Source organism: Devosia sp. CAU 1758 (assembly GCF_054482695.1).
Genome location: NZ_JBTLRJ010000001.1, coordinates 278,780 through 301,828, shown reverse-complemented (window position 1 = coordinate 301,828; position 23,049 = coordinate 278,780). Strand labels below are relative to the sequence as shown.

Genomic DNA, 23,049 nt, shown 5'->3' with positions numbered 1-23,049 from the left:
CCCTCACCCTGCAATTCTGCTGAACGCTGAATTGCTGTCCCTCTCCCACAAGGGGAGAGGGGAAAAGAGACTAGAACGTCGCCGACATCGGGTCCGATCCGATCCGGCCATCGGCCGCATCAAGCCCGGCAATCGCCGCCTTGTCTTCCTCGCTGAGGGCAAAGTCGAAGACCTCGAAATTCGCGACGATCCGGCTCGGCGTCACCGATTTTGGGATCACCACCAGGCCCATGTCCAGGTGCCAGCGGATGATCACCTGCGCCGGGCTCTTGCCGTGACGCTGCGCGATCTGCCCGATCACCGGGTCGGCCAGCATCTTGCCTTGTCCCAGCGGGCTCCAGCTTTCCGTCACCACGCCGAGCTTTTCATGCTTGGCCCGCATCGCCTTCTGCTGGAAGCGTGGGTGCAGTTGGATCTGGTTGATGGCAGGCGTGACGCCGGTTTCGGCGATCAGTTCGTCGATATAGTCGCCCTCGAAATTCGAGACGCCGATGGACAGCGCCTTGCCCTCCTCGCGCAGCCGAACCAGCGCCTTCCAGGTCTCGACATATTTGCCCCGATAGGCCGAGGGCCAGTGGATCAGATAGAGGTCGACATAACTGGTGCCCAGACGCTTGAGGCTCGCATCCATGGCCCGGAGCGTTTCGTCAAAACCCTGGTCCTCGTTCCACACCTTGGTCGTGAGAAAGATATCCCCGCGGTCTACTCCCGACGCTACAATGCCTTTGCCGACGCCTTCCTCGTTTTGATAGACGGCTGCGGTGTCGATATGGCGATAGCCGGTTTTGAGCGCCGTGCTGACCGCTTCGACCGCGACATCGTCCGGGGTTTGCCAGACGCCCAGGCCCAGTTGGGGGATTGAACGGCCGTCATTGAAGGTCACGTGCAGTTGCGTGCTCATCTGTCTATCCTGATCTGTGCTTGAAAATGGCGCCGAAGCGCCCGAAGAATATCGTCAATCTACGATGGACAAGGGACAATTCCAACCCCGCCCCAGAGTTCCATCTTTATCTTCCATACAAGATTAGCCTTTCGTCGCATAACCGGAGGTCTAATCGAAAACCGGGTGACGAAAGTCTAATCTCGAGGTCAATCCATTTCCGAGGTTTAGACCCCATGACCAAGTCGCTCAACGCGATCGCCCAGAAGCTGATGACGCCCGGCATGGGCATTCTTGCCGCCGACGAATCCGAAGGCACGATCGGCAAGCGCTTCTCTAAGATCAACCTGCCCAATACGCTCGACCTGCGCCGCGATTATCGCGAGATGCTGTTCGGCGCCACCGAGGCGATGAAGAACTATATCTCCGGCGTCATTCTGACCGAGGAAACGCTCAAGCAGGAAGCCGCCGACGGTACCCCCTTCCGCGCCATCCTCGCAGATACCGATGTCATCCCCGGCATCAAGGTCGATCGCGGCGCCTTCCCCATGCCCGGTGAGAGCGGCGAAAAGATCACCGAGGGGCTCGATGGCCTGCGCCAGCGCCTCGAATCCTACGCGGAACTGGGCGCCGGCTTTGCCAAGTGGCGCGCCGTCATCACCATCAATGACATCGCCCCCACCCGCAACAATATCCGCGCCAATGCCCATGTTCTGGCCCGCTACGCCATGCTCTGCCAGGAAGCCGGCATCGTCCCCATCGTCGAGCCCGAAGTCGTGGGCGATGGCGAGCCGGGCAATCACTCGCTCGAACGCTGCGCCCAGGTCACCGGCGATGTGCTGGAAAACGTCTTCAAGGAACTGCGGCTCGCCGGTGTCGATCTTGCCGGCATGCTCTTGAAGCCCAACATGATCCTGCCCGGCATCAATTCGCGCGACCGTCCCTCGGTGGAACAGGTCGCCCGCCGCACGGTCGAGGTTCTAAAGGAACATGTGCCCGCCGCCGTGCCCGGCATCGCTTTCCTCTCTGGCGGCCAGACCGACGAGGAAGCCACGGCGCACCTCTCGGCCATGAACCGGATTGCCGGCAAGCCCTGGCCGATGACCTTCTCCTATGGCCGCGCCTTGCAGAACGTCGCGCTGCGTACCTGGGCCGGCCGCCGGGAGAATTTCACCGCCGCCCGCCAGGCCTTCGCGCACCGGGCTCACATGAATTCTCTGGCCGCCATGGGCGAATGGTCCAACGACCTGGACCGGGCAGCCTGAACCGGAACGATACTCTTCTCCCCGCGATCCCAACGTCGCGGCTGGCGCGCGCTTCCTCCCGGGGCGCGCGCATTTTTATCCCCGGCGCCATGCCATTGCCTATACTGGGGTCTATCCCCTATTGAGGCTTGTCCCTTTGTTGCCAAAATGGCCACCTAGGGAGCGTCGGCTTGTTCACCGGGAATACCATGGCTCCGCAGCTTTATCTCATCACGCCGGAAAACCCGGACACAGGTCAGTTTCCGCGCCAGCTCATGAGTATCCTGTCTGGCCCCGAGATCGCCGCCCTGCTGGTGCGGCGCGGCACGCTTGAGAGTGCTGCCTATGCCGACCTTGTCGAGCGACTGGTCCAGGTCGGCCAGGCGGCCGGCGCGGCCGTGTTGGTCGAGGACGACGTCGAACTGGCGCGCAGCCTTGGCGCCGATGGCGTGCATGTCACCACCGGCGGCATCAAGGCCATCCGCGCCGCCATCGCCACCCTCAAGCCCGTGGGCATCGTCGGTGTTGGCAATATCCGCTCCCGCCATGACGCCATGAGCTTTGGCGAGCTGGACGTGGACTATGTCATGTTCGGGCCCCTGGGCGGCGCGCCCGACCCTCAGGCCTCCGAACTGGCGCAGTGGTGGGCCGAGACCTTCGAAGTTCCGGCCATCTACTCCAACCCCGCCGCCGCACCGGATATGCTGTCCTCAACCAGCGCCGAGTTCATCGCCCTCTCGACCTGCATCTGGGAGGCCGCCGATCCGGCCGCAACGCTCGATGCGTTTGACAAGGCCGGCAAGGCGCACGCATGAGGCAGTTTCACGTACTCGCGCCAATGGTCCTGCTGGCCCTGACGCTTCCGGCGCAGGCCCAGATCAACCCTGCTGACCAGATCAGCAACTCCATCTTTGGCCCGCGCCATCCGGTTGACTATGCTTTTGGCGCTTTTCAGCGTGGTTATTATCTCACCGCCCTCGAGCTTGCCTTGCCTCGCGCCGAGCAGGGTGATGCATCCGCCCAGACGCTGATCGCCGAAATCTATGCGCGAGGCCTAGGCGTCGTGCAGAACGCCGAGCGCGCTGCCGGCTGGTATCAGCTCGCGTCCAACAACGGGGATCGCCTGGCGACTTTCGAGCTTGGCATGCTCTATCAGGGCGGCATTGGCGTCCCCCGCAACCGTCAGCGCGCCGCTGAACTGTTCAGGGTCTCCGCCGAGGCCGGCTATATCCCCGCAAAATACAATCTGGCGCTGCTCCATGTCGAAGGCATCCATGCCGAGCCGAGCCTGACCACCGCCGCCGCGCTGATGAAGGAAGCCGCAGAGGCGGGCCTACCGGAAGCTCTTTACGATTATGGCGCCATGCTGCTCGAAGGCGCTGGCGTGGTCCCGGACGCAGCCGAGGGCGCCCGCTATATGCGCCTCGCTGCAGAAGAAGGGCTGGCCGACGCCCAGGTCGACTATGCAACTCTGCTCTACCTCGGCCAGGGTGTTGACCGGGACATCGCGGAGGCGGCGCGCTGGTATGGCATCGCGGCCGAGGCCGGCAATGTGGTCGCCCAGAACCGCTATGCCAAGCTGCTGGCAGTAGGCGAAGGCGTAACGCTCGACCTTGAAGAATCGGCCATGTGGCGAGCCCTGTCCCGCCGTCAGGGTCTCAGCGACCCCGACCTTGATCGCCTGCTTGTGTCCATTCAGGCCGAAGCTCTGGCCCGGGCCGAAGAGCGGGCACGGTTCTGGCCTTCGCCGCCGCCCGGCAGTGAAACGACCGCCGCGACACCGGGCGTGAGCGGTCCGGTCCTGCCGGCCCCGACCGACGCCGCCAACGCTCCTAGTCAAGCCAATGAATCCGACGCTGACACGGAATTGTAGGAGGGAGGGGATGCCGAGCCCGGCACCGCAGAAGCCGGCAATGACGAGACGGAGGCACAGGCGCAGGCGCAAGACCCTTGAACCTCAAGCAGTTCTGGGGCAATAAGCCCGCCACACTTCAATCCAGCGGCGGGACCAGGCGGTCCCTTGGCCGGCCGGCAGCCCGATCTGCCCGCGCCGGCTGGCCCGCATGAGCTAGCGAGCACCTCCCTATGGCGCGTTCCGCCCTTCTCAATGTCATGGTCAGCGCCGCTTTCAAGGCCGGTAAATCCCTGTCGCGCGATTTCAACGAGGTCGAGAACCTGCAGGTGTCCCGCAAGGGCCCGGCCGATTTCGTGTCCAAGGCGGACCTGCGCGCCGAACAGATCGTCTTCGACGAACTGCGCAAGGCCCGCCCCACTTACGCCTTCCTGATGGAAGAAGGCGGGGCAGTTGCCGGTACTGATGGCCAGCACACCTGGATCGTTGACCCGCTCGACGGCACGACCAATTTCCTGCACGGGATCCCGCTCTTTGCCGTGGCCATTGCACTGCAGCGCGGCGACGAGATAGTCGCATCGGTCATCTACAACCCGATCATGGACGAGCTCTACACCGCCGAAAGGGGCGGCGGTGCCTGGCTGGCCGACACTAAGCGCCTGCGCGTCGCCGGCCGTCGCCACCTCTCCGACGCAGTGATCGTCACCGGCATCAAGACCCAGGGCACCAGCAATGACGCCCTGCAACTGCGCCAATTGGCCAGCATCAACCCCGCCGTGGCCGGCATTCGGCGCTCCGGCTCGATTGCCGTCGACATGGCCTGGCTGGCCGCCGGCCGCTATGACGCGCTCTGGGAAGCCGGCCTTGCACCCTGGGATGTCGCGCCGGGTCTGCTCATGGTCAAGGAAGCGGGGGGCCTGGTTTCCGATTTCGCCGGCCAGCCGGGTTCGGTGGCCAATGGCCAGATCGTTGCCGGCAATGAAGCGCTTCAGGGCGCCCTGCTCAAGACCCTGCGCACCATTCAATAGGGGCGCTCTGCCCCATTGCTGCCAAAGCAAATCGTTAACCTTTTCCATTGTCACGCCTTTATCCCGCCTCTAGACTCCGGAGCGGTTGATTTGCGCGCGTAAGGGGCAAGGTTCGGCAAGATGACGCAGACTTACGATCCCTACCACCTCGCCAGCCCGACCGTTTACCTGGTCAAGATCGTGATCTTTCTGGTGCTGGTGGGCCTGGTCGCCGCCATCCTGATCACCAATATCATCAGCTTTTTCTGGGCCAACCCCTTCATCAATTCGATGATTTTCTTTGCCCTGTTCGTCGGCATTTTTCTTAGCTTCCGCCAGATTTTCCGTCTGTTCCCGGAAGTCAAATGGGTCAATTCCCTCCAGGACGGCACAGTCACCTCCACCCGCCCGCCGGTGCTTCTGGCCCCTGTAGCCGGTATCCTTCGCGAGCGTATCGGGGAGGCAGTGATCACCCCCTCCTCCATGCGCTCGATCCTCGACTCGGTGGGCAATCGCCTCGACGAGGCCAAGGACACCTCGCGTTACCTGACCGGCCTCCTGGTCTTTCTGGGCCTCATGGGCACCTTTTACGGCCTGCTTGAAACCGTCAGCTCGGTGGCCGGCGTCATCAATGCGCTCGACGTGACCTCGGCCGACACTGCTTCGCTCTTTGCCAATCTCAAGGAAGGCCTCGCGGCCCCGCTGGGCGGCATGGGCACGGCGTTCTCGTCCTCGCTGTTCGGCCTTGCCGGTTCGCTGGTGCTCGGTTTTCTCGACCTGCAAACCAGCCAGGCTCAAAATGCCTTCTATACCGATCTCGAGGACTGGATGACCTCCATGACCGAGCTCGACCATCCGGTCAGCGCCATGCAGGCCAATGCCGGGGGCCCGGAAATGGCCGCCATGTTCGAAAAGCTCGGCGACAGCATGCAGAACCAGAATTCCTCTCAGAACGCCATTCGCGCCATGGCCGAACTAGCGCGCGGCATTGACGGGCTGGTCAAGCATATCCGCGTCGAGCAGGATGACTTGAGGGGCTACATCACCGAGCAGGGGGAGACCAACAAGAAGCTCCGCGACCTGATCGAGGCCATGCTCAACGAAGCCGATAACGAGCGCCGGGACTGATCCATGCCCGGAGCGCGCGCCCGCCGCAGACAGGAAGCCAATTACTGGCCCGGCTTTGTCGATGCGCTGTCGAGCCTCTTGCTCGTCATCATCTTCATGCTCTCCCTGTTCATGCTAACCCAGTTCTTCCTGGGTCAGGAAATCCAGGGGCGCGATACGGCCTTGGCCCGGCTCAACAGCCAGATCGCCGAACTGACCGACCTGCTGCAACTCGAACGCGCCAATTCGGACGATCTTAACGCGCAATTGGCGAACCTGACGGCAACCCTGGCCGGCGCTCAGGCCGACAACGAGGACCTTGCAAACCAATTGGCCGGCATCGGCTCCGGGCTGGGTGATCGGGACGCCGCCATTGCCGGGCTCGAATCCGATCTCCTGGAGGCCGAGCAGCTTTCCGACGAAGCCAACGCCCAGGTGGCCCTGCTCAATCAGCAACTGGCCGCCCTGCGCACCCAGATCGGGGCGCTTGAAGCGGCCCTTGAAGCCTCCGAGAGCCGCGACGCCGAATCGCGCACCCAGATTGCCGATCTGGGGCGCCGTCTCAACGTGGCGCTGGCCCAACGCGTGCAGGACCTGACGCGCTATCGCTCCGACTTCTTCGGTCGGCTGCGGCAGATTCTCGAGGGCCGAGCCGATGTCACCGTGGTGGGCGATCGGTTCGTCTTCCAGTCCGAAGTGCTGTTCGATCCCGGCCAGGCCGACGTCAATGCCGGCGCCCTGCCCCAACTTGATTCTCTGGCCGATGCCATCCTGCAGCTCGAAACCGAAATCCCCACCGACATCAATTGGGTGCTGCGCATCGATGGGCACACCGATAGCCGGCCCATTTCCAATGCCCGCTTCCCCTCCAACTGGGAGCTTTCGGCCGCCCGTGCCATTTCCGTGGCGCAATACCTGGTGTCTCAAGGCGTCTCGCCCAACCGCCTGGTCGCCGCCGGCTTCGGCGAATTCACCCCGCTCGATCCCGGTGAAAACGACGACGCCTATCGCCGCAACCGCCGCATCGAGTTCAAGCTCACCGAGGGCTGAGCCTCGTTTGCGCGTGACCCGGCATCGGACCGCCTTGCAGAGCGTCCGGTTTCAAACAGAGCGGAGTCCCGAGACGGCCTGCGTCCCAAGGTAAGGAAAAAACGAAACGAAAGCCGTCTCGGGACGCTAGCCATTCGCGCGTAGCGCTTATGGCCTTCTCCCCTCAAATGTCACCACCGGAGAGATTCGCCCTGCGGGACGGATCGAAGTTTCTCGTTAGGAGGGACCTTGCCGGCCTATTCCGGGGACTGCATCACAGTGCAGCACGGTGTCCGGACTCTCATCCAGTGCCCCCACCCCCAGACCGTGGTGGCAAGCGACTGCCCCACGCCCGGCTCCCTCCCGCCACTGTTCGCTGCAGGCCGCCCCATCGCGGGAGAGATGGGCAGGAGTACGAGGGAAGATTTCGGACCGGGGATTACTTTTTCGCGGCGGCTGCGACCCCATTCCTGCCAGGCGAACCTCGTCCATTCCCGAAAGCCGACATCCGCCCTGAAACTCGTCGTCGCAAAACGCAGTGTACGTGTGCTGTAGCTCGTTGGCTGAGGGCAGCGCCCATGATGGGACGCGCTCCCCTCGAGGGCTCTTGCGCCTTGGTAGGGCAAGCCCCTCAGGCCGCCTCTACCGCCCCTCCCGGACTGCAAAATTCCCGAGCCATTGCGTGGGCCGCGCGTCGAACGTCGCCGGCCAGATCGCTGTCCGGCAAGGTCCGGGCGAGGATCATGCCGCCAACGCACAAGGCGGAAATGGCCATCGCCTTCTGGCGTGCCTCGGGACCAACCGCACCTGTGTTCACTTCGAACAACCAGATCATCGCCGACAAGAGCTTTTGATAGCTCTCCCTCACCTCCTCGGACGCCCTGGCCACATCTGATGACAGTGCGATCATAGGGCACTGACCAGCCAGATCAGCCAGATGCGCGTCGCTCAGATAGGCGTCGATCATCCGCTGTGCCATTACCAGCTCACGGCGGTTCGGATCTATTCCAGCGTCCCCGCGCCACTGCGCTCCCCGGCCCTGAAGAAAGCTGTCCACCGCCTCGGCGAACAGCGATTCCTTGTTACGGAAATGGGCGTAGAATCCGCCGCGCGTCATACCGGCGCTGGCCATGACCATGTCCAGTGTTACCCGATCATACCCGTGGGTGTTGAACAACTGACGCGCCGCCTCGACGATGCGGGCGCGGGTCTTCTCCTTGTGGTCCTTCGGATAGGGCATGCGGTCCTCCTTCGAACAAACCATAGCCTGCCAGCAAAAGATGTTCTTGAACATATTCTCAGGGCAGCGATCTTCGGCGCATTCACTCGATTAGGAAGGAAATAGCAGATGCCAAAGTTCGTATTCGTATTCCGTGGTGGTAAGCCAGATAGCCCGGAAGCTGGCCAGAAGTTGATGGACGACTGGAACACCTGGCTCACCGACCTGGGTGGCGCGGTGGCGGATCCGGGGGCCGCGGTGGGTATGTCCACATTCGTCGACTCGGGGGGAGATGTAGTTGCCGCCGGGGACCCGGTGTCGGGCTACATGATCGTTGAGACTGCCGACTTGCGGGCAGCAACCGCCTACGCCAAGGCGTCTCCTCTTCTCTCTCTGGGCGGCTCGATCGAGATCGCCCCTGTCGTCCAGATGTGAGCCGAACACGATGACAGGTATCGACTTGCCGGTGACCTTCACCTTCATTGCACTATGCGCCGCCCTGCTCATGCCTTTGACGGGCTGGATCGGCCTCTATCGCGGCTCTCATAATATTCTGCGAGGCGACGGTGGCGATCCTGTCTTGTTCAAGCGCATTCGCGCTCATGGCAATTTCATTGAGACCGCGCCGCTCATAGCCATGGTCCTGTTCGCGGCCGAATGGCTGGGACTTGAACAAGCCTGGCTCTGGGCGGCCGTGGTGTCATTCTTTCTGGGTCGCGGGCTGCACTGGTTCTTGTATGACAACAAGATGCGTGCCGGCCCCATGACCCTGGTCACCGCCCCCGGCTTGCTGCTGGGTGCGTGGGTCATTTTTGCCATCTGGAGATAGGACGCTGGAGAGGGTTGCAGATATGTATGACGAAGATCTCTCGGCCCGGCTGCGCGAGGCGCTCGAAGGCATAGTGGGAATGAGCGAGAAACGCATGATGGGCGGCCTGTGCTTCATGCTGAATGGCAACATGCTTGGCGGGGCGCACCGGGAAAAGTCCGGCGAGCAGCGCTTCATGTTTCGTGTCGGCAAGGACAGTGAGGGGGCGGCACTGTCCTTTCCGGGAGCGAGGCCGATGCAGGTGGGCGACCGGTCCCCCATGCGCGGGTTCGTGTTTGTCGATGCGTCGCAATGCGATGACGGCCAGTTGAAAGCTTGGGTTTCGATGGCACTTGCCTATGTGTCTGCGCTTCCGCCGAAATGAGGAGATCGGCATGACGATGGAGTTCAAAGGCTTTCCCAACGCGGGCATCCAGTACCTTTTTGATTTGGACGCCAACAACAATCGTGACTGGTTCACGGCGAATAAGACGACGCTGGAGAACCAACTGCTGGAACCAGCTCGTTTGCTCTGCGAGCAATTGGAAAGCTACCTGGGCACGTTAACCGGAGCGACATATGCCTCGAAGGTGTACCGCATGCATCGCGACTTGCGCTTCAGCGCAGACAAGACCCCATACAACACCCATCTGCATATCACCTTCCTCGGCCCACCAGACGCCTGCGCCTGGCATCTGGGTATCGACACCAAGAAGGTGAGCGTCGGCGCGGGGGTGTTCAGATTCAGCGAGCAGCGGCTTCGCGCTTTCCGAGCTCTTGTTTCCCAATCGGGTCCGACGATCTCCGAAAACCTGGCGCAGCTTGTGTCCAATGGAGCCCGGCTCGAAGAGCCCGAGTTGAAGCGGGTGCCGAAGGAATATCCAGCGGATCAACCCTTCAGCGATCTGTTCCGCCGCAAGGGGCTGACGGCATGGATCGACCTGGGCGCCGCGTCAGAGGCCACGGCTCCAGACTTTGCCCGGCGCTGCGAGGAATCGTTCCGCGCCCTGATGTCTATTTCGCTGGTCGTTAGCCCAATATAGTGCTCGACCTAAACCCGCGAAACGAGCATAACAAAGCAGCGCGCCCCGGTTGATCCTAACTGGCACCTGCGATCTTCGTTTGCCATCCGATGAGATCACAGGTCCGCACGTCCGCTTCCTGACACTGCCGATGGAAAGCGGACTGCCCGAAAACCACCCCCGACCAGACGCCAAGACTGGCGGACTCTATTGCCTTGGGACTACTGGCCCCTGTCCGGCGCTCCGGCAGGTGGGAAACGCGTGACGAAGCTCTGACACTGGCCGTGCAGATGACCCGACTTTAACCCTATACCATCCTGCCGCCCCTCTGTTGCGCCTTGGCAACGTCACAGAAAAGCCTGGTTTCCCGCCACATCCACGCCCCATTAGGAAAAGATTAACTGTGCCGGAACACCGGGCCTTAAGATTAAGTGCGGTAAATGTCGTGCTTAAGATTGAAGCCTTTCCGTTAGGAGCCTGCCTTGGTTATCCCCGCCCCCATCAACACCGCCATGCGCGCCGCGGCCATGCTGCTGTTCGTCGTGGTCATCGCCGCCTGTTCGCGGAGCGCTACTGACAATGTCGGCCTGACAGGGGTTGGCAATGCCGGGGCCGGCGCCCCGGGCAGCCAGCAGGAATTCATCGTCACCGTGGGTGACCGCGTCTTCTTCGAGACCGATTCCAGCTCGCTCACCAGCGAGGCCATGGCCACTCTCGACAAGCAGGCCGCCTGGCTCAACCAGTATGGCAATTATCGCATCATGGTCGAAGGCCATGCCGACGAACGCGGCACCCGCGAATATAATATCGCCCTGGGCGCCCGCCGCGGCTCGGTGGTGGTCAATTATCTCGTGTCCAAGGGCGTCAGCGCCCAGCGCATCACCACCCAGTCCTTCGGCAAGGAACGCCCGGTCGCGATCTGTAATGACATTTCCTGCTGGAGCCAGAACCGCCGCGCGGTCACGGTCGTGCAGTAGAACGAACGGCTTTTCGGGAAACCAAAAGTCCCAACCGATCCAGTGAAAACTGGAGGCAAGAGCGCCCGGAGCCCCTAAAAAGGCCCGGGCGCTTTCTTTTGACCAAAATTGCTCTTTATCGGCAGACCGACAACACCCATCTTGGCGGGCAATGGCAGCATTGGAGGCAGGCTTGACGCTTACGAAACTTGCAAAACTCGGCCGCGCGGCGCTCTGCGCCCTGGGCGTGGGGCTCTGCTCTCCCGCTGCGCAGGCGCAGACCGTGTTTCCACCGGGCGAACTGAGCGGCCTCAGTTTCAACAATGACGGCGGCCGCATCCTGGTGGCCCAGGCCGACAGCGCCCAGCTCATGGTGCGCATCCAGCAGCTCGAGGAACAGATCCGCCTGCTCAACGGCCAGGTCGAGGGCCTGACCTTCCAGCTCACCCAGCTCCAGGAGATTCTCAACCGCTTCCAGGAAGACGCCGAATTCCGCTTCCAGCAGCTGGAAGGCGGTGGCTCGGGAAACGCTGATGCGGCAACCCAGGCGGGCGGCGTGACGCAGCCCCAGGCGTTGCCGCAGGACCCGGCTCAAGGCGAAACCGAAATTCCCCTGACCGACATCCCCGAGCAGGGTGTGCAACCCCTGCCCGGCGAGGTCGAATTCGACCCCACCTTCGACGATGGCACAGCCCCCGTGGATAGTCTGGGCCAGTCCGGCGATCCGCTGGTTGGCACTGGCCTCTCCGGAGGCGTCGATCTCATCACCGGCGAGCCGCTCGATTTGAGCTATGATCCGGCGGCCGACGCCACCGGCAATCCCGACGCCGACGCCCAGTACCGCGCCGGCTACGAGGCATTGGTTGAAGGCAATTACGCCTTTGCCGAACAGCAGTTTTCCCAGTTCATCGAACTCTACCCCGACAATCCGCAATTGATGGATGCCAGCAATTGGCTGGGCGAGTCGCTGCTGGCCCGCGCGGCCTATGCCGAAGCCGCCGATGTGCTCGTTGATGCCTATCAGAAGAACCCCGACCATCCCCGCGCCCCGGACCTGCTCCTCAAGCTCGGCGTATCGCTGGCCGGGGTGGGCGAACGCGAAACCGCCTGCCGTACCTTCGCCGAGATCGACCTGCGCTATCCCGACACCATCCCCGCCTTCCAGACCCGGCTGGGCGAAGAAAGGGCCAAGGCCGAATGTCCACCGGCCTGACGCCGGACCTGGGCGATCCGGCCGTGCTCGACCGGCTCTTTGCCCCGGCCGCCACGCATAAGTCTCTGGGGCTGGCCGTGTCGGGGGGGCCGGACAGCCTGGCGCTGATGCTTCTGGCGCAGCGCTGGGCAGCTGGCCTGCAAACGCTGCCCAGGATCATTGTTTACAGCGTCGACCATGGCCTGCGTCCCGAGGCTTCCGCTGAGGTTGGCATGGTGATGGACATCGCCGTGCGGCTGGGCCTTGCAGCGCGTGGTCTCGTCTGGACCGGCGACAAACCGGAAAGCGGTTTGCAGGAAGCGGCCCGACAGGCGCGCTATCGACTGATCGGCGCAGCCATGGCCGAAGATGGGGCAAGTCTCCTGCTCACCGCCCATCATCGCGCCGACCAGGCCGAGACGGTGCTGATGCGGCTGGCCCATGGCAGTGGCATCGAGGGCCTGAAAGCCATGACGCCGTTAAGCCGCGTCGAGGGCGTCGAGGTATTTCGCCCACTGCTTGATGTCGAGCCGGCTGGCCTGCACCTACTGGTGCAGGAGGCGGGGCTGACGCCGGCACTCGACCCCTCCAATGACGACATCGCCTATGAGCGGGTGCGCTGGCGCAAGCTGCTGCCGGTGCTGGCGGCAGAAGGGCTCGACAGCGCAGCTCTCGCCCGCTTCTCAGCCCGCATGGGCGAAGCGGACGCGGCTCTCAACCAGATGGCCGAGGCCGCCTTTGCAGAACTGGTGAGCCTTGATGGCTTCGGCGCAGCGAACGTCCCTCGCGACGCCTTCCGCGCGCTCAGCCCGGCTATCGGACGGCGGCTGCTGCACCGCGTGCTCAATATCGTCGGCGGCCGGCAGAAGCCCCGCGCCCTGGGCCAGGTCGAGCGGCTCTATGACAAGATTGTAGAGGACGATCTGCCTTGTTCAACAACCCTTCTGGGCGCAGTGGTGCGTCTCAAGGGCACGGCATTGACCCTGTCGCGCGAGCCGGGCCGGGCGCTGCCCGAAGACATTACCCTGCCGCCCCATCAGGGTCTCGTCTGGGACCAGCGCTTCCTCATCACCAATATCTCCGGAGACCAGGATATCGTGGCGGGCGCTACCGACTTCATGCCCCGGCACCGGCTGGAGGATTTCCTGGGCTTCAAGGTCACCACCCCTGCTGAAGCCATCCGCACTGCTCCAATGGTGCGCAACGTGGCCGGAGACATCCTGGCGCTCGGCGGCTGGTCGTTCGACGAACGGGTGAAGGTGGAATTGTTGATCGACTAGATCTGGTGCACTTCGCCTGCCGCGACCACCGGACCGGTGGGCGTGCCGTCCGGCGAACCACCCCTGGGTTCGAGCGTGAGCGCCAGCACCGAGCCTTCGCCCCAGCCTTGACGGACCTGTTCGGAGAGCTCAACCACCGAGCGCGCATTAACCGGCACGACACCCATGGAAATCGGGTCCTGACCGCCCTGGATCGCCCAGAGTTCAAGATCGCGGTCGGTTGCCACATCGCCTGACAGCGCGGTCAGCCGCACCGCGCCGCCGCCATCATAAAGCGCCAGGAAGCGCACATCGCTGCCCTCGGCCTCGAGCGCGGCCACCAATTGGGTGGTGAGGCTCGTCACGTCCGGCGTCGGCTGCATGAGATTGAAGCCTGTGGCCGCCACGGCCACAGCCAGCGCGCCGGCAGTGATGCCGCGCCACAGCGCTAGGCTGTCGAGCCATGACGTATGCTTCTCCGCCCCGAAGAGCCGCGCTTCCACGCGCTCCAGCACATGGGAGGGCGGCGGCGCTTCCGCAAATTCGCCGTCCAGCGCGGCGAAGCGCGCCGACCAGAAATCGCGCTCCGCCTGCAGGGCCGGATCGGCCTCGATCAACTGCCCCACGCGAGCATGTTCGTCCGGCCCGAGCAGGCCCAGGACATACTCGGCCACCAGCGCATTGCGCCCGCCACTTTCCTCTCTGCCCTGAGTCTCGCTCATGCTGTCAGACACTCTCTCAACTTCATCAGGCTGCGCCGCAGCCAGGTTCGCATCGTATTGAGCGGCACAGCAAAGCGCTGTGCCAACTCGTCGTAACTATAGCCATCCAGATAGGCGCCGCGGACCGCATCGGCCCGGTCGGGTTCCAGCGTGGCGAGGCATGCCTCGATCCGCCCGCCCTCCTGACTGGCCTCCGTCAGCTTTTCCGGACTGGGACCAGCATCGGCAATTTCCATCGCCGCGTCGAGACCGTCACTTGCAGGACGCCGCGCCCGCACCATGTCGAGCGCATGGTTGCGCGCGATCGCCACCAGCCAGCTGATGGGAGAATACTGCCCCGCAATGTAACGATCCGAACGCTGCCAGATCTTGATATAGACCTCCTGTATGGCCTCCTCGGCCTCGGCCCTGTTTCTCAAGATACGCAGCACGACCCCGAAGAGTTTCGCACTTGTGCGTTGATAGAGCGTGCGAAATGCTTGCCGGTCGCGCAGCGAGCAGCGTGATATTAAATCCGCGATGTCGGCTGTGGCAGATTGCATGGCCATAGTCTGGCATCCCTCCAATGCACCGCAATCGCGATGTTCCCATGAGGCGGATAACGCAAACGCGGGACAAATGGATCACTCCATCTGAAAATGTAGGCCAAGGCGATTTCATCGGAACCGGAAATCCTTTAGACCCTTTCCCCGACACGAAGGCCTTTCCAGGGAGCCGCTTACAATAATGACCGATCAAGCTTCGACGGACAGGTTCAGCCACGATGCCGGCATCCTCGCCCAGGCCCTGCCCTATATGCAGCGCTATGAGGGCAAGACGGTCGTGGTGAAATATGGCGGCCACGCCATGGGCGACGCCACGCTTGGCCAGGCCTTTGCCCGCGACATTGCGCTTTTGAAGCAATCCAAGGTCAACCCGATCGTGGTGCATGGCGGCGGCCCGCAGATTGCCTCCATGCTCAAGAACCTGGGCATCGAATCCAAGTTCGAGGGCGGATTGCGCGTCACCGACAAGCGCACCATGGAAATCGTCGAGATGGTCCTGGCCGGCTCGATCAACAAGGAAATCGTGGCGCTGATCAATGCTGAGGGTGAGTGGGCTATTGGTCTGTGCGGCAAGGACGGCAACATGGTCTTTGCCAAAAAAGCCGAAAAGACCGTCAAGGACCCCGGCTCCAATATCGAGCGCGTGCTCGATCTCGGCTTTGTTGGCGAGCCGGTGGAAGTCGACCGTACCCTGCTGGACCTTCTGGCCCGCTCCGAGCTGATCCCGGTGATTGCCCCGGTCGCTCCCGGCCGCGACGGCAATACCTACAATATCAACGCCGATACCTTTGCCGGCGCCATTGCCGGCTCGCTCGGCGCCAAGCGCCTGCTGTTCCTCACCGATGTGCCCGGCGTGCTCGACAAGAACGGCACGCTGATGCCGGAACTGACCGTGCGCGAGGCCAAGGCGCTGATTGCCGATGGCACCATTTCAGGCGGTATGATCCCCAAGGTGGAAACGTGCCTCGAAGCGCTCGACAATGGCGTTGAGGGCGTCGTCATCCTCAACGGGAAGACTCCCCATGTGGTGCTGGTTGAACTGTTCACCGAACACGGCGCCGGCACCCTGATCGTGCGCTGAACCAGAGATGGAGTAATCTGTTTCCCCGCACCCGTCCGGAACGCAAAATGCCTGCGCCTCATACCCTATCTACTAGCTAGGGTATTGAGATAGCGTCCCTCTGTCAGTCTGGGGAGGCAAATCTGGGATCCGAGTTTCTGATCTTTGCGGCAGTGGGCTTTCTCGCCCAGATCGTCGATGGCGCGCTGGGCATGGCCTATGGCGTGGTCAGCACTACAATGCTCCTCAGCTTCGGGGTTCCACCCGCGGCCGCTTCGGCCAGCGTGCATGCCGCCGAAATGTTCACCACGGCCGCCTCTGCCACCAGCCATGTCAGCCATCGCAATGTGAACTGGCGCCTGTTCTGGCGCCTGGCGCCGGCCGGCATGATCGGTGGCGTGCTCGGCACCTATGTGCTGACCTCGATCGATGGCGCCGTGCTTCGCCCCTTCGTCACCGTCTATCTAGGGCTCCTGGGCATCTACATCCTGTTCCGTGCGTTCCGGGCCCGCGCGCCCTATCACGAGCCCCGCACCGGCGTGGTGCTGCCCCTGGGCGTGGCCGGGGGCTTTGTCGACGCGGCCGGCGGCGGCGGCTGGGGCCCGATCGTCACGTCGAGCCTCATCGGTTCGGGCGGCGCCCCGCGCTATGTGGTGGGCACGGTCAATACGGTGGAGTTCTTCGTCACCTCCGCCGTTTCGGCTGCCTTCATCACCGCTCTTCTCACCGGTCACTGGCAGCAGGCCGATGGCATCGCCAGCCATATCTGGTCGGTGGCCGGCCTGGTGGCCGGCGGCGTCCTGGCGGCGCCCCTGGCCGGCTTCGTGGTGCGGATCATCCCCGCACAGCGGCTGATGATCCTCGTGGGCGGGCTGGTCATTGCCCTGGCAATCTACCAGACTTGGCAATTGCTGGGCTGATGGAATGGTCGCCCCGGGGGCGGCCATTGATCCTAGACTTCCAGCGATGCCGGCGTGGCGGGCTGCCCCTGCTTCTGCTGGTCATTGCCCCTGAACACAAAGGCCAGAGCCAGCACCAGGCCGAACGAGATCACCTGATACCACATGGCCAGCGCCGCAGCGTCGCCAAAGGCCGCCTGAGGATCGTTCCCGGCAGCGAAATTGGCAGCCAGCTGGGAAAAGAAGATTTGCCCGACCAGCGCCACGCCCAGCGCGCCGCCCACTTGCTGGAAGGCCTGCAATGCCCCCGACCCGGCGCCGGCGTCGCGCGAGGGCACCACCCGCAACACCAGTTGGAACAGCGAGGAAAAACCCGTACCCAGCCCTACCCCGGCAATCAGCAACGGCAACAGGAAACTCCAGGGGTCGATGCTGCTACCCGTGTCGGCAATGACGAAATGCAGCCAGCCAATGCCAAATGCGACCATTCCCCCCGCAGCCGCGAGCCGGCTGCGCAGAAAATGCGAGCCGAACCGCCCGGCAATGAAGGAGGCGATCAGCACGCCAATGGAAAACGGCAGATTGGTCAGCCCGGACTGCAAGGGCGAGAAGCCGAAACCGGACTGCAGGAGGAGCGAGATGACCATGAATAGGCCCGGTATGCCCGAGGCGAAGATGGTGACGACGAACGCTCCGAACATGTAGTCGCGATTGCGCAAGAGGTCGTAATTGAGCAATTGCGGCTGGCCCGCCCGCGCCCGCTGTCGTTGCCAGGCATAGAAAAGTCCCAGCAGCAGCACGCCGGCTACCATCATGACAAAGCTCCAGGCCGGCCAATCCAATTCACGCCCCTCGATGATGGGAAACACCACGGCCACGATGCCCAGTCCGAACAGCACGATGCCGACATAGTCATTGCTGAGTGATTTGTGGCCTGGCAGGCGCGGGATCAGCAGCCAACCGGCCACCAGCGCGGCAATGCCGATGGGAATATTGACAAGGAAGATCGGCTGCCAGTCCATGCCGAACAATTGCGCGTCGATGAGAATACCGCCCAGGATCGGCCCACAGACCGAGGCCAACCCGGCCGAAAGCCCGAACAGCGAGAAGGCCTGCCCGCGCTCCTGCGGCGGGAAGGTGACCGTGGCAATGGCCAGCACCTGCGGCGTCATCATCGCCCCGCCCAGTCCCTGCAATACGCGCGCGCCGATCAGCATCTCGATAGAGCCGGCCATACCGCACAGCGCCGAGGCCAACGTGAATGCGGTGACCCCGAGAAGGAACATCCGCGTGCGCCCCACAATGTCGCCCAGCCGCCCAAAGGGCAGCAGCCCCAGCGCAAAGGCAAGCACATAGGCGGCCACCACCCATTCAATCTGCGCATTGCTGGCGCCCAGGTTCTCCCGCATCGAGGGCAGCGCCACATTGACGATGGTGACGTCGATCAGGTTCATGAAATTGGCAATGAGGAGGATCGCCAGCGACAACCATCGACGCGGATCGGGCGGCACGGTGGCACCGGCCTCATAAGTGGACATGCAAATTCCTCAGGACATGGGAATGGGCCAACACGGCCCAATTCAAACTGCAGAAAAAATCGCTCACTATGGCCGGACCACAATCTCAGTCCGCCACACCCTCGGGCAGAATGCCCGCCCTGAACAGGACCTGGGGATCATCATAGGTGTCCGCCTCGACATCGACATTGGCCGAATAGGCCCAGACTCCGGCCCGCATCGGCGCAATGCGCTCTGCCGAGGCAATGGCGGCCTCCGGCGTTTTCGATTGCTGCGGCGGATCGGCTTCCAGCGTCCGGCCCTTCTGTCGAAAGCCCTGCACGTAATAAAGCGTCGCCACTTTTGATCCTTTGGATGTCCGGCAATGCAAGAGACTCGCACTGGCGGTGAGAACTGTCACCATCTACGCCACAAAACCGTCCGTGTCCGAATGTTCCAAACTCGCGCTCCGCGACACCAGCCGATAGCCGGCGCAATTGACATTTGTCGTCAGCAGGCGTCCATCACGCCCGAGACAAGACAGCGCCAGAGACTGCCCCGATGACCGACTATGTCCGCAAGATCCTGACCTCCTCGGTCTATGAGGTTGCCGTACAGACCCCGCTCGAAAAGATGGAACTGCTCTCGGCGCGGCTGGGGCACACCATCCTGGTCAAGCGCGAGGATTTGCAGCCGGTCTTTTCCTTCAAGATTCGTGGCGCCCATAACCGCATCGTGCATCTGTCTGCCGCGGAACGCGCCCGCGGCGTCATCTGCGCGTCGGCCGGCAATCACGCCCAGGGCGTCGCCCTTTCGGCCACGCGCCTCGGCATCCGATCCGTGATCGTCATGCCCACCAGCACGCCCAGCATCAAGGTCAATGCCGTGAGGCGCCTGGGGGGCGAAGTGGTTTTGTTTGGCGACGGTTTTGACGCCGCCCGCACCCATGCCGCCGGGCTGGCGGAGCGCCATGGCTATGTGTTCGTGCATCCCTTCGACGATCCCGACGTCATCGCCGGACAGGGCACGGTGGGCCTTGAACTGATGCGCCAGCATCCCGAACCGATTGGCGCCATCTATGTGCCCGTCGGCGGCGGGGGTCTCGCCGCCGGCATAGCCAGTTTCGTCAAGTTCCTCCGCCCCGAAATCCGGGTCATTGGTGTTGAACCCGAGGAGGCCGCCAGCATGAAGGCGGCAATTGCGGCCGGGAAACCCGTGCCGCTCGACCAGGTGGGGCTGTTTGCCGATGGTGTCGCCGTGCGCCAGGTGGGCGAGGAGACCTTTCGGCTCTGCCGCGACCTGCTCGACGACATCGTCACCGTCACCGCCGACGAGATCTGCGCCGCCATCAAGGATATTTTCGATGACCACCGTGCCATCACCGAGCCGGCCGGCGCGCTGGCACTGGCCGGTCTCAGGCGCGAGATCGAGAGCGGCAATGCTCCCGAGGGCGCGCTGATCGCCATCAATTCTGGCGCCAATGTCAATTTCGACCGACTGCGCTATGTGGCCGAGCGCGCCGAAATCGGCGAGCGGGCCGAGGCGCTCCTCGCCGTTACCATCCCCGAACGCCCCGGCTCCTATCGTGCCTTCATCCGGCTGATCGGCAGCCGCGCCATCACCGAGTTCAATTACCGCTACGCCCAGAGCGCCAGCGCCCGCATCTTCGTGGGCATCAAGCTTGCTGGCGGCGATGGCGAAAAGCACGACATCATCGCCATGCTCGAGGCCAATGGGCTAGGCGTGCTGGACCTGACGGACAATGAGGTCGCAAAGCTCCATATGCGGCATATGGTGGGCGGGCGGGCCGCCGGCCTCAGCAAGGAGATGGTGTTCCGTTTCCAGTTCCCCGAACGCCCCGGCGCCCTGCTCAAATTCCTCGAGGGTTTGAACGATGCGTGGAACATCTCGCTGTTCCATTATCGCAATCACGGCGCCGACTATGGCCGCGTGCTGGTGGGTATCGAAGTGCCGGAAGAGACCCGCACCGATTTCTTCGCCCACATTGACGCTATCGGCTTTCCCTATTGGGATGAAACCGAAAACCCCGCTTATCGGCAGTTTCTCGATCTGGAATGATTTCAGCCCCGACGCGGAAATGACATTTAGCTGAAATATACCGCGTCTAAAGCGATCCGACCTATTTCCGCCACGAGGGCATTGCATTTGCCCCTGCAAGGGGCAATCTGCAAAGACGACGCGCGGAACTGGGGTGCTCCAGCCGCGCGCAAATCATTTCGAGGGAAACACCAGATGATCAGGACGATCAAGACCACCAGCCTGCTGGCCGCCACGGGGCTGGCCACTCTCGCGCTCATGCAGCCCGCCCTGGCGCTGGACGCCGAGACCTTCGTGGATCGCATGGAGTCGGTTTACAAGGCCATGGGCCTTGACATGAGCTTTGGCGCAGCAACGCTCTCCGGCGATACCGTCATCGTGGACGGTGTGACCGTCACAGCGGCCGGCGCGGATGAAGAGCCCATGGTGCTCGATACTGAGCTGACCTTTGCTGGGGTCGTAGAGAACGACGATGGCAGCTATTTTGCCGACAGCCTCACCGTTCCGGATATCGACCTGGAATTTGGCGACGAACATGTCGGCCACCTGACCCTGGTGGACATGGTTGCCGAAGACATCTGGCTGCCGCCCCAGGGCGACATCAGCGCCGAGGCTTTGCTGCAGATCGTGGGTCGCATGGCCGCCGGCCCATTGACCGTGACCCGCGACGGCGTCGAAGTCATCAAGGTCGATGGCATGGAAGCGGCGTCCGAATTCACCTATGACAGCGACGATGCACTTGAATCAGTGACATCGACCCTGGCCGTCTCCAATATCTGGGCTGACCTGAGCACGGTGGGCGAGGAAGAGCCCGAGGCCGGCGCGGTCATCGTTGCGCTCGGTCTCACCAATATCTCGGGCAATATCACCCAGTCGATGAACTGGACCTTGGCCGACGGCAATGTGGTGATCGACGAGTTTCTGTTCGATTTCGCCGATATCGGCGCGATCAACTTCACCGCCGACATTTCTGGCTTCACCCCGGCCATGCTCGACAAGCTCTATGCCATGCAGAATTCCGACCTCGACCCCACCAGCGAGGAAGCCCAGGCCCAGCAGATGATGGCCGGCATGGAAATCGCCCAGGCGATGACCATTTCCGGCGTTGCGATCCGCTATGACGACGCCTCGCTGGCCGGCAAGCTGCTCGACATGTTCGCCGCCAAGTCCGGCGCCGATCGCGCCAGTTTCGTGGAAGGTATCAAGGCCATGTTGCCCGTGATGATCAGCGAAAGCGGCATTCCCGCGCTGGTCGACCTGGTGGTGCCGCCCGCCTCGGAATTCCTCGATGATCCGCAGAGCCTTGAAGCCGCCGTCAAGCCGGCCTCGCCGACCAGCCTGCTGGTCCTGGCCGCCGCTGCATCCAACCCGGCCAGCCTGATCCAGGCGCTGGGCCTGACGGTGACCGCCAACCAGAAGGCCAAATAGTAACAGCAGGCGGGGCCCTTGGGGTCCCGCCTCGCCGCTCGGCTGGTGAAGCTTTCATCCTTTTGTGCCACAAAGGCCCCATGACCGCGCCATCCCTGCTCGCCAGCACCAGCCTCGACCACGTCACCGAATGGGTGTTCGACCTCGATAACACCCTCTATCCGCGTGAGTGCAATCTGTTCGCCCAGATCGACACCCGCATCACCCATTACGTGATGGATGTGACTGCGCTCGATTTTGCCAGCGCTCGAGACCTGCAGAAAACTTATTACCGTGATTTCGGCACCACGCTGAACGGGCTGATGCAGCGCCATGCCATCGACCCCGATCATTTCCTCAACACCGTCCACGCCATCGACTATTCGCCCGTCGATCCGCATCCAGACCTTGTCGGGGCCATTGCCGCCCTGCCCGGACGCAAGTTCATCCTCACCAATGGCGATACCGGCCATGCCCGCTCGGTGCTGACGCGGCTCGGGGGTGATCACCTGTTCGAACATGTGCACGATATCCGCGCCATGACCTACCTGCCCAAGCCGCACCGCGCCGCCTATGATGGCTTTTTTACACGTCATGGCATCGATCCGACCCGCGCCATCATGTTCGATGATCTCGAAAAGAACCTGGTCGTGCCCCATGAGGTCGGCATGGCAACGGTTCAGGTGGTCGCCGGCGCCGACTTCGCCCACGAACAGGTCGAGGCCTGGGAACTGGGCCGCTCCACCGGACCCCATGTCCACCATGTGACCGCCGATCTCGCCGGTTTCCTGCGCAACCTGCCCTGAGGCGGCCAGCTCACCTACATGTTGTTGAAGTGCAGAATGTTGCCGTCCGGATCTTTGAACCAAGCCGCGCGGAACGTGCCGTCGCGATGAATTCCGTCAGCGAAGTCCATACCCTCATAGCGCTCGAACGCGACCCCCTTGCCCCGGAGCCGGTCGACAATTGCATCGATTTCCTCGCCGACACTCCAGACGACCGCGTTGGCCTTGTTGCTACCGGCAAACTCTGAGACATAAACCACCAAATTGGTCGCACCAGTCTTGAGCACGAGCACTCGATCGTTGTCATCGCTCAGTTCGAGCTCCAGCGTGTCCCGGTAAAACGCCTTGGCCCGCTCGATATCGGAAACGGCAATTATGGCCGAACTGTCCTTGTCCTTGAGCATTTTTGATCCTTCTCCCCGACCTGCTGTTCAACGCCGGCGCGGGATCGAAGTTGCGCCGATTCTATTCCTGCCTCCGCTGAAACTGGCTACATTGGCGC

Annotated in this window: 25 protein-coding genes; 18 read left to right on the top strand and 7 right to left on the bottom strand. The window is 62.8% G+C overall.

All coding sequences use genetic code 11. The annotated features are described in order from the left end of the window. Positions 1-70: 70 nt before the first annotated feature. Positions 71-901, bottom strand: coding sequence for an aldo/keto reductase (locus ACXYMS_RS01480; RefSeq protein ID WP_458903252.1), 831 nt, complete (start codon positions 899-901; stop codon positions 71-73). A 215-nt stretch (positions 902-1,116) separates the two neighbouring features. Between ACXYMS_RS01480 and ACXYMS_RS01475 the strand changes: the two genes are divergently transcribed. From ACXYMS_RS01475 to ACXYMS_RS01450, 6 genes are all read left to right on the top strand, one after another. Continuing rightward, complete coding sequence (locus ACXYMS_RS01475) at positions 1,117-2,145, top strand: class I fructose-bisphosphate aldolase (protein ID WP_458903251.1); 1,029 nt, start codon at positions 1,117-1,119, stop codon at positions 2,143-2,145. Between the two features lie 170 nt (positions 2,146-2,315). Further along, on the top strand, positions 2,316-2,939 hold the full coding sequence (locus ACXYMS_RS01470; RefSeq protein ID WP_458903250.1) for a thiamine phosphate synthase: 624 nt from the start codon (positions 2,316-2,318) through the stop codon (positions 2,937-2,939). Beyond that, positions 2,936-3,997 carry a tetratricopeptide repeat protein gene (locus tag ACXYMS_RS01465; protein ID WP_458903249.1) on the top strand — a complete coding sequence of 354 codons (1,062 nt, stop codon included), beginning with the start codon at positions 2,936-2,938 and terminating at the stop codon, positions 3,995-3,997. The genes ACXYMS_RS01470 and ACXYMS_RS01465 overlap by 4 nt, the downstream gene beginning before the upstream one ends. Positions 3,998-4,209: 212 nt before the next feature. Continuing rightward, positions 4,210-5,004 (top strand): inositol monophosphatase family protein, encoded by a 795-nt coding sequence (locus tag ACXYMS_RS01460; RefSeq protein ID WP_458903248.1) that lies wholly within the window; start codon positions 4,210-4,212, stop codon positions 5,002-5,004. Positions 5,005-5,124: 120 nt separating this feature from the next. Beyond that, positions 5,125-6,111, top strand: coding sequence for a flagellar motor protein MotA (locus tag ACXYMS_RS01455; protein WP_458903247.1), 987 nt, complete (start codon positions 5,125-5,127; stop codon positions 6,109-6,111). Positions 6,112-6,114: 3 nt separating this feature from the next. Next, positions 6,115-7,140 (top strand): peptidoglycan -binding protein, encoded by a 1,026-nt coding sequence (locus ACXYMS_RS01450; protein ID WP_458903246.1) that lies wholly within the window; start codon positions 6,115-6,117, stop codon positions 7,138-7,140. A gap of 610 nt (positions 7,141-7,750) precedes the next feature. Here ACXYMS_RS01450 and ACXYMS_RS01445 read toward each other — a convergent pair. Further along, entirely contained in the window at positions 7,751-8,359 is a 609-nt protein-coding gene (locus ACXYMS_RS01445) for a TetR/AcrR family transcriptional regulator (protein ID WP_458903245.1), read from the bottom strand. A 108-nt stretch (positions 8,360-8,467) separates the two neighbouring features. Here ACXYMS_RS01445 and ACXYMS_RS01440 point away from each other — a divergent pair, with 108 nt between their 5' ends. The 7 genes from ACXYMS_RS01440 to tilS all read left to right on the top strand — a co-directional run bounded on the left by ACXYMS_RS01440 (position 8,468) and on the right by tilS (position 13,596). Further along, positions 8,468-8,773 (top strand): YciI family protein, encoded by a 306-nt coding sequence (locus tag ACXYMS_RS01440; RefSeq protein ID WP_458903244.1) that lies wholly within the window; start codon positions 8,468-8,470, stop codon positions 8,771-8,773. A 10-nt stretch (positions 8,774-8,783) separates the two neighbouring features. Beyond that, positions 8,784-9,167, top strand: a complete 384-nt coding sequence (locus tag ACXYMS_RS01435; protein ID WP_458903243.1) for an MAPEG family protein — start codon at positions 8,784-8,786, stop codon at positions 9,165-9,167. Between the two features lie 22 nt (positions 9,168-9,189). Further along, a complete protein-coding gene (locus ACXYMS_RS01430) occupies positions 9,190-9,531 on the top strand; it encodes a TfoX/Sxy family protein (protein WP_458903242.1) in 342 nt (113 codons plus the stop codon). A 10-nt stretch (positions 9,532-9,541) separates the two neighbouring features. After that, positions 9,542-10,189: a DUF2461 domain-containing protein gene (locus ACXYMS_RS01425; protein ID WP_458903241.1), complete on the top strand. Its 648-nt coding sequence runs from the start codon at positions 9,542-9,544 to the stop codon at positions 10,187-10,189. Positions 10,190-10,650: 461 nt separating this feature from the next. After that, positions 10,651-11,145, top strand: a complete 495-nt coding sequence (gene pal, locus ACXYMS_RS01420) for a peptidoglycan-associated lipoprotein Pal (RefSeq protein ID WP_458903240.1) — start codon at positions 10,651-10,653, stop codon at positions 11,143-11,145. 172 nt (positions 11,146-11,317) lie between these two features. Continuing rightward, positions 11,318-12,337, top strand: a complete 1,020-nt coding sequence (gene ybgF / locus ACXYMS_RS01415; RefSeq protein WP_458903239.1) for a tol-pal system protein YbgF — start codon at positions 11,318-11,320, stop codon at positions 12,335-12,337. Then, the gene (gene tilS, locus ACXYMS_RS01410; protein WP_458903238.1) at positions 12,322-13,596 is read left to right on the top strand and encodes a tRNA lysidine(34) synthetase TilS; all 1,275 of its coding nucleotides are present in this window, start codon (positions 12,322-12,324) and stop codon (positions 13,594-13,596) included. Before ybgF ends, tilS begins: the two co-directional genes overlap by 16 nt. Here the strand turns inward: tilS and ACXYMS_RS01405 are convergent. After that, on the bottom strand, positions 13,593-14,297 hold the full coding sequence (locus ACXYMS_RS01405; RefSeq protein WP_458903237.1) for an anti-sigma factor: 705 nt from the start codon (positions 14,295-14,297) through the stop codon (positions 13,593-13,595). The genes tilS and ACXYMS_RS01405 overlap by 4 nt on opposite strands. Then, on the bottom strand, positions 14,294-14,845 hold the full coding sequence (locus ACXYMS_RS01400; RefSeq protein ID WP_458903236.1) for a sigma-70 family RNA polymerase sigma factor: 552 nt from the start codon (positions 14,843-14,845) through the stop codon (positions 14,294-14,296). The genes ACXYMS_RS01405 and ACXYMS_RS01400 overlap by 4 nt, the downstream gene beginning before the upstream one ends. Before the next feature lie 178 nt (positions 14,846-15,023). Here ACXYMS_RS01400 and argB point away from each other — a divergent pair, with 178 nt between their 5' ends. Then, the gene (gene argB / locus ACXYMS_RS01395) at positions 15,024-15,923 is read left to right on the top strand and encodes an acetylglutamate kinase (protein WP_458903235.1); all 900 of its coding nucleotides are present in this window, start codon (positions 15,024-15,026) and stop codon (positions 15,921-15,923) included. 152 nt (positions 15,924-16,075) lie between these two features. Continuing rightward, positions 16,076-16,822, top strand: coding sequence for a sulfite exporter TauE/SafE family protein (locus ACXYMS_RS01390; RefSeq protein ID WP_458903234.1), 747 nt, complete (start codon positions 16,076-16,078; stop codon positions 16,820-16,822). A 32-nt stretch (positions 16,823-16,854) separates the two neighbouring features. Here ACXYMS_RS01390 and ACXYMS_RS01385 read toward each other — a convergent pair whose 3' ends face one another. Both ACXYMS_RS01385 and ACXYMS_RS01380 read right to left on the bottom strand, forming a co-directional pair. Further along, a complete protein-coding gene (locus ACXYMS_RS01385; protein WP_458903233.1) occupies positions 16,855-18,339 on the bottom strand; it encodes a DHA2 family efflux MFS transporter permease subunit in 1,485 nt (494 codons plus the stop codon). 85 nt (positions 18,340-18,424) lie between these two features. Beyond that, the gene (locus tag ACXYMS_RS01380) at positions 18,425-18,658 is read right to left on the bottom strand and encodes a hypothetical protein (RefSeq protein ID WP_458903232.1); all 234 of its coding nucleotides are present in this window, start codon (positions 18,656-18,658) and stop codon (positions 18,425-18,427) included. Between the two features lie 200 nt (positions 18,659-18,858). Here ACXYMS_RS01380 and ilvA point away from each other — a divergent pair, with 200 nt between their 5' ends. From ilvA to ACXYMS_RS01365, 3 genes are all read left to right on the top strand, one after another. Continuing rightward, the gene (gene ilvA, locus ACXYMS_RS01375; protein WP_458903231.1) at positions 18,859-20,376 is read left to right on the top strand and encodes a threonine ammonia-lyase, biosynthetic; all 1,518 of its coding nucleotides are present in this window, start codon (positions 18,859-18,861) and stop codon (positions 20,374-20,376) included. 174 nt (positions 20,377-20,550) lie between these two features. Continuing rightward, positions 20,551-21,783, top strand: coding sequence for a hypothetical protein (locus ACXYMS_RS01370; RefSeq protein ID WP_458903230.1), 1,233 nt, complete (start codon positions 20,551-20,553; stop codon positions 21,781-21,783). Positions 21,784-21,863: 80 nt separating this feature from the next. Beyond that, a complete protein-coding gene (locus ACXYMS_RS01365; protein WP_458903229.1) occupies positions 21,864-22,568 on the top strand; it encodes a pyrimidine 5'-nucleotidase in 705 nt (234 codons plus the stop codon). 14 nt (positions 22,569-22,582) lie between these two features. Here ACXYMS_RS01365 and ACXYMS_RS01360 read toward each other — a convergent pair whose 3' ends face one another. Next, positions 22,583-22,951: a VOC family protein gene (locus tag ACXYMS_RS01360; protein WP_458903228.1), complete on the bottom strand. Its 369-nt coding sequence runs from the start codon at positions 22,949-22,951 to the stop codon at positions 22,583-22,585. Positions 22,952-23,049: the final 98 nt, after the last annotated feature.